Origin of the sequence: Meiothermus luteus, from assembly GCF_003574085.1 — a bacterium.
GTDB classification, from domain to species: domain Bacteria; phylum Deinococcota; class Deinococci; order Deinococcales; family Thermaceae; genus Meiothermus; species Meiothermus luteus.
This window is the reverse complement of record NZ_QWKZ01000020.1, coordinates 25,262-34,733: the sequence shown is the minus strand read 5'-3', so window position 1 is coordinate 34,733 and position 9,472 is coordinate 25,262. Positions and strand designations below refer to the sequence as shown.

The window sequence follows — 9,472 nt, the reverse complement described above, 5'->3', positions numbered from 1 at the left end:
GGGGCCTGCTGGCCCGGCTCGAGACTGGCGCTTTGCGCTTCTACCTGGCCGGGCTCCTGGTAGCCTTGGTGCTCTTGCTGGCCTGGGGGGTGCTGCGATGATTCACTTTGGGCTTTGGCTGCCCCTGCTGGCGGGCCTGGCGCTTCTGCTCTGGCCCGCCTTGGGGCGCGGTTTTGCGGTTTTGGCCTCTTTGGCTAGCCTAGCGGTTTCCCTCTACCTTTTTGTGGGCTACCCGGGGGAGGGGGTGGCCTATGCCAGCCAGACGCCCTTTCTCCCCGACGCGGGGGTGTACTACGCGGTGGGGCTGGATGGGGCCGGGCTTCTCCTTTGGCTGGCGGTAAACCTGGTGGTCCTCCTTGGGGTCTGGTTGGCCGATGTTCCGGTGCGGTTTTTGGCCTATGCCCTTTTGATGCAGACCGGGCTTCTGGGAATTTTTGCTGCCCAGGACCTGGTCTTCTTCTACTTCTTCTTTGAGGCCAGCTTAATCCCAGCTCTCCTCATGCTGTGGTTCTACGGGGGGCCAGACCGACTTAGGGCTGTGTACACTTTTGCCCTATTTACCCTGGTAGGCTCGCTGCCGATGCTGGCGGCAATATTTGCAGTGCGCTTTATAAGTGGCGCGGAGAGCTTTCTCTACACCGACCTGGCCTCCAGGCCGCTTTCGGGCCCGGCGGCGACCTGGGCCTTTTTAGGCTTTTTGGTGGCCTTCGCGGTCAAAACACCTTTGTTTCCTCTTCACGCTTGGCTGCCCAGCTTCCACCAGCAAAACCACCCCTCGGGCCTGGCGGATGCCCTGGGTACGCTTTACAAGGTGGGCATCTTTGCCTTCTTCAAGTGGGCCATTCCCCTGGCCCCTGAGGGATTTCGCGAGTGGCAGGGGCTCCTCCTTTTCCTGGCTGCTTTTGGGGCCCTGTATGCGGCTTGGCTGGCCTTCAGCGCGCCCGATTGGAAGACCTTGCTGGCCTACGCTGGGGTATCGCACATGGGGGTGGCGGCCCTGGGGCTTTTCAGCGGAACCCCTGAGGGTGCGGTGGGGGCTCTGTACCTCCTTGGGGCTTCTATGATTTACGGCTCGGCTATGTTCCTGTTTGTGGGGAGGGTTTACGCCCGCACCGGGAGCTTGGAGACCCAACCCGTGCGGGGTCTGGCCCGGTATGCCCCGGGGTTGTATGTTTTGGGGATGTTCCTCTTGATGGCCATGATTGGCCTACCTGGCCTCTCGGGCTTTCCCGGTGAGCTGATGGTGCTTTTGGGGGCCTACCAGGTTGCCCCTTGGCTTACCTTCCTGGCCTTCCTCTCGGTTATCGCGGCGGCGGCCTATGCCCTTACCGCTTTTCAGCGGCTTTTCCAGGAAACCCCGCAGGCCCAGGCGGTTTCGGACATGGACGCCAGGGAGTGGGCCTTTGCGGGGGTAACGGTGGGGGTACTTCTCTTGATGGGCCTCTACCCTAAGCTCTTCACCGCCCACCTGGAGCCGCTGGGGCGGGCCTTGGGTGCGCTTTTTGGAGGTGCCTCGTGAAGGGGGTTTTGAAAGCCAGCGGAGGTGTCCGATGCTGACTTTGTATACCCTGGCGAGTTTCTCCACCCTGCTGTCGCTTCTGGCCTTCGTCATCTCCCGCGAGGCCAACCGGGTCCTATCGGTGGCGGCTTTACTGCTGGCCGGGCTTTTCGCCGTGGTGGGGTGGGGGGAGGTCGTAGAGGCCTTTGGCGGACTTTACCGCTTTGACCCCCTGGCCAGGGGCTTGACCTTGGTGGCGGTTTTGGGTGGGCTTTGGGCCCTGCTGCTGGGCCCAGCCAAGAAGTTTGAGTTCCCCCTACTGGTGCTCTACGCGGTGACCGGGATGCACCTCATGGCCAGCAGCCCCAACCTGGTGGTGCTGGTCATCGCCCTGGAGATTTTTTCCCTGCCCTTATACGTGCTTTCGGCCTGGCAGCGTGACGAGAAGGGCTTTGAGGCAGGGCTCAAGTATTTTTTGCTGGGCGCTTTGGGGGCTGCGGTTTTCCTGTACGGGGTGGCGCTTTACTATGGGGCCACCGGGAGCTTTATGGCCGGGGCAGTCGGCTCAGGGCCGCTGTACACCACGGCGCTGCTCCTGATTTTGGCGGCTTTTGCCTTCAAGACCGCCATGGTGCCCTTCCACTGGTGGTCCCCCGACGTGTACCAGGGCAGCCCCACGGTGGTTTCGCTTTTCATGGCTACCGCGGTTAAGGCAGCGGCCTTCGCGGCTATGCTGCGCATCTTCACCCCTCAGGGGCTGGAGGCCTGGGGGGTGGGGCTGGCCGTGCTGGTGGCCCTAAGCGTCCTCTTTGGCAACCTTGGGGCCCTGGCCCAGACCGAGGCCAAGCGGCTTTTTGCCTACTCCTCCATCGCCAATGCGGGGTATTTGGGGTTGGGGCTTTTTGGCCCCACCGCAGGGGCCACGGTGCCCTTTTACCTGCTCACCTACGCTTTGGGTACGGGCCTGATTTTCGCCGCTCTCTCCATGCTCTCCAACCAGGAGGTGCCTCTGGAGCGGTTGCGAGGGCTTTGGCACCGCAGGCCGCTGGTGGCCGGAGGGCTTGCGCTGGGGGTGCTTTCGGTCCTGGGGCTTCCTCCCCTGGCGGGGTTTTGGGCCAAGTACCTGGTCTTTCAGGAGGCAGCTCGAGCCGGGCTGTACGGTCTGGTGGTGCTGGCCCTGGTGGCCTCAGCGGTGGGGGCCTACTACTACCTCCGGGTTTTCTTCCTCCTTTTTGCCCAGCCTGAGCCTTCCCAGGAGGCCTTAGAGAGGGAAACCGAGGAAGCAGTGGCGCGTTTTGGCAGCTCAGAGGCCCCAGGTGCGCCGTTGGTGGGGGCCCCTTTGAGCCTCACTCAGGCACTCATGGCCCCGGCCGCCCGGCTGCCTGGGGCTGGGGTGCTGTGGTCGGGGATGGGTCTTTTGCTGCTGCTCTCCTTGTTGCCAGGCCCGGCCCTGCGGGCCTTAGGGGCGGGGCAGGGCCTTTCCCAAGCTGGGGTAACGCTGATGGCTCCCCCCGATGGGGCCACCCTGGCGGCAGGGCCCTTGGCCTTGGAGGGCACCGGTCGGCCGGGGGAGAGCCTAGAGATTCTTGACAACGGCCGCCCCGTCGGCCGGGTGGCGGTGGGCCCGGATGGGCACTGGCGCTTTGAGCTCCCCACTTCGGCCCTTGTAGTGGGGGAGCACACCTACGAGGCCCGTAGGGAGGGGCAGGGGGGGGCGGCTCGAGCCAGGGTCACCCTACTCGCCCCTCCTGGGCTGGCCATCACCGCCCCGGCTGAGGGGGCCTCTGTAGCCCCCACGGGGTTTGTCCTAGAGGGCACCGCCCCGCCAGGCCAGGAGGTGGAGGTCTTTGAGGACGGGGTAAGCCTGGGCCGGGTAAAGGCCGATGCGGAGGGCCGGTGGAGCCTGGGGGTTCCGCCTCCGGCGGGGGGCAGTCGGGTCTATGAGGCTCGAGCCGAGGGAATTCCCGCCGCCCGGGTCTCGCTGGTGGTGCCCGAGGCCCAGGCCGGGGCCATCTGCAGCCAGCGCTTTGCCCTTTCCAACCTCCAGGCGGGCGGAACCGTTTCTCGGCCCTTCCGCTTCGGTGGGGTGGGTTCGGCCAGCGGCTACACGGTGTTGGTCAAGCGGGGCGAACGGGTGGTTGGCCGTAGGGAAATCTCCTTGAGCGCGGCCTGTGGGTGGAGCTACCTTTCTGACCCAGGCCCTGGGGAGATTACCTACGAAGTCCGCGAGGCTGGGGCTTCCGAGGCTGAGCCCCCCTTGGCCGCCATCACCCTGAACGTGCGCTGAGGTAGGGTTCCTGAGGTGCAGATGACTGTTCGTACCAGGCCCCTAGAGGAGGGCCCGGAATACTTCTGGGAGCGCTTTTCGGCTTATGCCCAGAGCTTTCCGGTGAGCCCCGAGCCGGTGGGCAGCCCGCTCATTGAGGTTGTTACTCCCCTAGGCCCCCTTTACGCCTTTGACCGGGGCCTGGCCCCGTTTTCGGGGGGTGAGACCCCGCTGATTCTGCACGGCCAGGTGGAGCTCTGGGAGGAGGTCCAGGGGCAGCGGGAGGCCGTGCGGCGGCTGGAGGGGGGACGCTACGCCTTTTCGGGCCAGGTGGAGGCGGTGCTGGAGCCTCCTTTTTTTGTGCTGCGGGTCTTGGGGCCGGAGGGCCAGGCGGGGTTCCGGCTGGTTTTGGCGGCTTTGGAACCCCCACCCGCAGGGGGGTGGGTCGTGGTGCGCCTGCGCCCTCCCCTGATGGCCTTCCGCCCAGAGGTGCTGGGCCGCTAGGGTATCCTTGAGGTATGCGCGGCGTTCGTCCCGAGGCGTTGGCGGAGTTCCTCCAGGAGGACCCCTTGGTGGTGGATGTGCGGCCGGCCGGCCAGGCCGAGCCGATTGGCTTCGCCCAGGCCCTCTCGGTGCCCCTGGCCGACATCCAAGGTGGCAACCACCACCTTCCCAAGGACCGCCCCATCCTGCTCGTTTGCGAGCGGGGGGTGATGAGCGAGCTAGCGGGGTTGTACCTCGAGGCGGCGGGGTACGAGCGGGTGTACCACCTGGAGGGGGGGCTGCGCGGACTGAAGCGGGCTTCTACCTGAGGTAGTACCGGGCGGTATCCCGCAGGTGCCCCTGGAAGTCCACGTTCAGGAAGAGGCGCCCCTGGGCGTGTAGGAAGTACAGGTACCTTTGGCCCTTCTCGTTGGTGCGCACCGGGTTGAGCACCGCCCGCAGGGCCTCGGCCCCGGGATTGCCAATGGGGCCGGGGGGTAGGCCGCGGCGGGTATAGGTGTTGTAGGGGGTGTCCTTGGTGAAGTCGCCCGCGTTGCGGTCCAGCTCGGGAAGACGCTTGCCCAGGCCGTAGGCCACGGTGGGGTCGGCCTGGAGCGGCATGCCCAGCTCGAGCCGGTTGAGGAAGACCCCCGCGATGAAGGGTTTCTCGCCGGGGTTGGCGGCCTCGGCTTGGACGATGGAGGCCAGGGTAACCCAGGCGTGGACGCTCTTTAGCCCCAGACTGGGCAGGCGCTCTAGGGCCTCTGGGGTGAACTCCTGGGCCATGCGGCGGGTCATGGTTCGGATAATCTCCTCGGGAGTGGCGTCCATGGGAAATTCGTAGGTGGCGGGAAAGAGGTAGCCCTCTAGGGTAGGGCCCTCGGCCTCAGGGAGGCGCAGCTCGGGGGTCGGCTGGTTCACCAGCTCCAGGAAGCGGGCCCCGTCCAGGTTGTGCTCGCTTAGCCGCTGGGCCATCTCCGAGGCCCGCCAGCCCTCAGGAAAGGTGATCCGCACCCGCAGGGGCCGGGAAGGGTCGGTGAGGGTCAAGGCGATGGCCCGCACCCCTTTGCCCTCGAGGCGGTAAAAACCTGGCTTTAGGGCCTTGTCCAGGCCGGAAAAGCGCAGGTATAGGGCAAACAGGTACCCTGAGCGCACCAGCCCGGCCTGCTCCAGCAGGCGCCCTACCGCCTGGGCCCCGCTGCCCCTGGAAATCTGCACCTCGGCCGCTGCTCCAGTGGGGCCCATGAGGTAGAGGAGATACCCCATGAGGCCGGCCAGCAGCAGGAACATCGCCAAGACCCCCCGCAAAATCCACCGGTTGGGGGTTCTGCTCCGCTCCTGGGTAGAGGCTTCGCTGAGGGGGGTGGGTTCGTCCATGGTCTAGGAGGCCAGGTAGGACTCCAAGAGGGCAACGGCTGCGGCCTCATCCAGCCGGCCCTTCTCCTTGCGGACGCGCTTAGGGGCTTCTTGCAGGCGCCGCTGGCCTAGCTGGGTGGTGTAGCGCTCGTCCACCAGCTCCACCTGGAAGCCCTGCTGGCGCAGGGCCTCCACCAGGGCCAGCACCCGCTCGGCCTGGGCGCTTGGGCGCCCATCGGTCCGCAGAGGCAGGCCCACCACCAACCGCTGGGCTCCCTCCCGCTCCGCGACCGCCTTCAACGCCTTTAAGTCTTCCGCTAGGCCTTTGCGCACCAGGTAGCCCCGGCCAAAAGCCCAGGGCAGGCCCACCTCACCCACCGCCAGGCCAATCCGGGCCTCGCCCACATCCAGGGCCAGCACCTTCATCGGCCCCTATTATGGCCCGAACGGGGGTAGAAAATGTGAATCCCCTTAGCCTAGCACCCCTTCTAGAGCAGCGAAGGCTTTCTCCAGGTTAAAGCCCCCTCCCTGGGCCAGGCCTCCTTTGCCTCCACCCCGTCCTCCGGCCGCCTCGGCCAGCCGTTTCATTACCGCCCCAGCGTCTAGCCCCCTTTCCAGGGCAGCCTTGCCCACCTTGATCACCAGGTTCTGCCCCGAGCCCACCGCCACCAGGTCGGCCTTGTGCCTTTCCAAAAGCTCGTCGGCAACCCCGCGTAGGGCCCCCGCCTCGAGACCCGCGAGCTGTACCGCCAGGTAGCGGTAGCCCCCCGCTTCCCGCAGGGTTGTCCCCGCAGAGCCCCCGAGCTGGGCCCGGGCCAGCTCGAGCCTCAGCCGCTCCAGCTCCCGCTCCCGCGTTTTGAGCTCCTCCTGGAGCTTCCTCACCCGTTCCCCTAGCTGGTCGGGGGGGACCCCCAGTTCCCGGCCCAAGGCCTGTATCCGCTCCAGAGTCTCCCGCACGAAAGCGGTGGCCGCAGCCCCGGTGAGGGCCTCAATCCGCCGCACCCCGGCGGCCACCGCTTCTTCGCCTACGATGACCAAGCTACCAATTTCACCGGTCCGCCGCACGTGGCAGCCCCCGCACAGCTCCTTGGAGGAGACCCCGTCTATGCTCCCCTCCACGCTGACCACCCGCACCACGTCGCCGTACTTCTCGCCGAAAAGGGCCATGGCCCCCTCTTTACGGGCCTCCTCGAGAGGCTTGTAGGTGTAGCTAACCGGGAAGTCGGCCTGAATCCAGCGGTTGACCAGCATCTCCACGCGGGCCAGGTCGCGTGGCGAGATGGGCTCAAACTGGCTGAAGTCAAAGCGCAGCCGGTCGGGGCCCACGTAGCTGCCCCTCTGCTGAACATGGGGCCCCAGCACCGCCCGCAAGGCGGCGTGCAGGAGATGGGTGGCGGTGTGGTTCTTTTCGGTGTCGCGCCGGTGGATGTCCACCAGGGCCCGCACCGAGGTACCGGCCTTCAAGGTGCCCTCCTCCACCCGGGCCAGATGGAGGAATACCCCCTCGGGGCTTTTCTGGGTGGTGGTGACCCGGGCCCAGCCCCCCTCCCACTCCAGGGTTCCCGTATCCCCTACCTGTCCTCCGCCTTCGGCGTAGAAGGGGGTGCGGTCAAGCACCACCTGCACCTCGGTTCCGCTGGGGGCCTCCTCTATGGCCTGCTCCCCCACCAGCAGGAGCTTGACCTGGGCCTGGGCTTCCAGGCTCTCGTAGCCCACGAACTGGGTGCCCCCGTAGTCGGCCACCAAGGCGGCCAGGGCCTCGCTGCGCCGCTGGAAGAGCTCCCGGCTGAAGGCGGTTTTGGAGCGGGCCCGCTCCTGCTGCTCCTCTAGGGCCTTCTCAAAGCCCTCGGTGTCTACCTGGATGCCGTGTTCCCCGGCGATTTCAATGGTCAGGTCCAGGGGGAAGCCGTAGGTGTCGTAGAGGGTAAAAGCATCCTTGCCCGAAAGGGTATCCCCTGGGCCAAGCCCAGCAAGCATCGTGTCGAGGCGCTTGATGCCCGCCTCGAGGGTCCGAAAGAACTGCTCTTCCTCGAGCCTAATCTGCTTCTGAATGCTCTCCAGGTTGGCCCTGAGCTCGGGATAGACCCCCCCCATCACCTCGGCCACCACTTCTGCTAACTTATACAAAAAGGGTTCCCGCAAACCCAGCAGATAGCCGAAGCGCACCGCCCGGCGCAGCAGGCGGCGCACCACGTAGCCCCGGCCGGTGTTGGAGAAGTGCACCCCGTCGGAGAGGATGAAGGTTACCGCTCGAGCGTGCTCGGCCATGACCCGATGGGCCACCGAGCGAGGGCCTTCGTAGCTCACCCCGGTAAGCTCCACGACCTTCTGGATAAGGGGCGTGAACTCGTCGGTCTCGTAGAAGTCGGTGACCCCTTGCAGGACCATGGCCACCCGCGAAAGCCCCATCCCGGTGTCAATGTTGGGCTTGGGTAGGGGCTCCAATACCCCCCCGTCCTTGCGGTTGTACTGGGGGAAGACCAGATTCCAAATCTCCACGAAGCGGTTGGACTCCCGCGTTTCGTAGTAGTCGGCCCAGGTGTCCGAGCCGAACTCGGGCCCTCGGTCGTAGTAAATCTCGCTGCAAGGACCACAGGGCCCGTTGGGGCCTTGGGTAGGGGCGTTTTGTGGCCAGAAGTTCTCGTCGGCGCCAAAGCGGTGAATCCGCTCGGGGGGCACCCCCACCCTTGTCCAGTGGGCGAAGGCCTCGTCGTCGTCAATATAGATGGTCACATAGATGCGGTTGGGGTCCAGCCCCAGCCACTCGGGGCTGGTCAAAAACTCCCAGGCCCACTCTATGGCCTCCTTCTTGAAGTAGTCGCCAAAGCTGAAGTTGCCCAGCATCTCAAACACGGTCTGGTGCCGGTTGGTGCGGCCCACATTCTCTATGTCCCCGGTGCGCACCGACTTCTGGCAGGTGGTCACCCGGTACCACTCCCCTTCATGCCCGGGGAAGACCGGTTTTTTACCCATGAAGTAGGGCTTGAGGGGGGTCATCCCGGCGTTGATGAAGAGCAGGGTGGGGTCGTCCTCGGGCACCACGCTGAAGCTGGGCAGGCGCAGATGGCCTTTGGACTCAAAGAACCGCAGGAACTTTTCGCGAATCTCGGCGGTGGTCATAGCAGTACCAACCCAGCATAAGAAAAGTTCTGTCCCAGGGCAAACTGCGGTTGACGAGGAGCCCGGCAGCCGCAAGACTAAGTGGGGTAATGACCCCAGAGATGCTGGAGTTTCTCAAGACCTTGGAGAAGCACTGTGCTCGCTACATGGTTATCGGGGGATATGCGGTAGGGTTTTACGGAACGCCCCGCCACACCAAAGACCTGGACCTGTGGGTAGACCCCAAGGAGGCCCCTCGGCTGCTGGAGGCCATACGGGATTTTTTCGGCGGAAGTGATCTGGGGCTAACCTTAGAAGACCTGAGTACCCCTGGGGTGGTGCAGCTTGGCTACGCGCCGAACCGGATCGACCTGGTGCTCATGCCCACCCCCGATTTTGATAGCGCCTACGAGCAAAGCCGATGCTTTTCCTTTGAGGGGCAAGGCATCCGGGTGGTTGACCGAAAAACGCTGGTTGAGCTTAAGCGGGCTTTTGGTCGGGCTATAGATGTGAAGGATATAGAGGAACTGGAACCGTGAAACCCCAAGCCCGGAAGTTCCGTTTTGGTGAGCTGCCCCCGGAAAGGGAGGCCTGGGAAGGTTTGTCCGTGGAAGTGCGCCTTCGGGCGGTGCGAGAGATGGTCTTGTTTTGGACCAAGCTCAAGGGGCAGGACATTCGCGGCATTGCCCCCGTAGCCCGCAGGAGGGCCTGGGGGGAGCTCGAGTAGGGAAAACCGCTTTTGGCCCTAGTTTGCCTGCGGAAAACCCTTA

General features: G+C 65.0%; 9 protein-coding genes. 6 read left to right on the top strand and 3 right to left on the bottom strand.

Translation table 11 applies throughout. From position 1 onward, the window contains the following. Positions 1-97 precede the first annotated feature (97 nt). The 4 genes from Mlute_RS04665 to Mlute_RS04650 are packed head-to-tail and all read left to right on the top strand — an operon-like array spanning position 98 to position 4,576. Positions 98-1,519, top strand: a complete 1,422-nt coding sequence (locus Mlute_RS04665) for a complex I subunit 4 family protein (RefSeq protein ID WP_119359586.1) — start codon at positions 98-100, stop codon at positions 1,517-1,519. Positions 1,520-1,550: 31 nt separating this feature from the next. Then, the gene (locus Mlute_RS04660; protein ID WP_119359585.1) at positions 1,551-3,785 is read left to right on the top strand and encodes an NADH-quinone oxidoreductase subunit N; all 2,235 of its coding nucleotides are present in this window, start codon (positions 1,551-1,553) and stop codon (positions 3,783-3,785) included. Positions 3,786-3,806: 21 nt separating this feature from the next. Further along, positions 3,807-4,268: a hypothetical protein gene (locus tag Mlute_RS04655; RefSeq protein ID WP_119359584.1), complete on the top strand. Its 462-nt coding sequence runs from the start codon at positions 3,807-3,809 to the stop codon at positions 4,266-4,268. Positions 4,269-4,282: 14 nt separating this feature from the next. Then, positions 4,283-4,576, top strand: coding sequence for a rhodanese-like domain-containing protein (locus Mlute_RS04650; protein WP_119359583.1), 294 nt, complete (start codon positions 4,283-4,285; stop codon positions 4,574-4,576). Here Mlute_RS04650 and mltG read toward each other — a convergent pair. From mltG to alaS, 3 genes are read right to left on the bottom strand one after another with little or no spacing between them, the layout of a single operon-like run. Then, entirely contained in the window at positions 4,569-5,624 is a 1,056-nt protein-coding gene (gene mltG, locus Mlute_RS04645; protein ID WP_119359582.1) for an endolytic transglycosylase MltG, read from the bottom strand. The two genes, Mlute_RS04650 and mltG, sit on opposite strands and share 8 nt — an antisense overlap. Before the next feature lie 3 nt (positions 5,625-5,627). Continuing rightward, positions 5,628-6,029, bottom strand: coding sequence for a Holliday junction resolvase RuvX (gene ruvX / locus Mlute_RS04640; protein ID WP_119359581.1), 402 nt, complete (start codon positions 6,027-6,029; stop codon positions 5,628-5,630). A gap of 45 nt (positions 6,030-6,074) precedes the next feature. After that, entirely contained in the window at positions 6,075-8,723 is a 2,649-nt protein-coding gene (gene alaS, locus Mlute_RS04635; RefSeq protein ID WP_119359580.1) for an alanine--tRNA ligase, read from the bottom strand. Positions 8,724-8,812: 89 nt separating this feature from the next. On the opposite strand from alaS, the gene Mlute_RS04630 reads away from it, so the two are divergent. After that, positions 8,813-9,241, top strand: coding sequence for a hypothetical protein (locus Mlute_RS04630; RefSeq protein WP_119359579.1), 429 nt, complete (start codon positions 8,813-8,815; stop codon positions 9,239-9,241). After that, positions 9,238-9,429 (top strand): hypothetical protein, encoded by a 192-nt coding sequence (locus Mlute_RS04625; protein ID WP_119359578.1) that lies wholly within the window; start codon positions 9,238-9,240, stop codon positions 9,427-9,429. Before Mlute_RS04630 ends, Mlute_RS04625 begins: the two co-directional genes overlap by 4 nt. Positions 9,430-9,472: the final 43 nt, after the last annotated feature.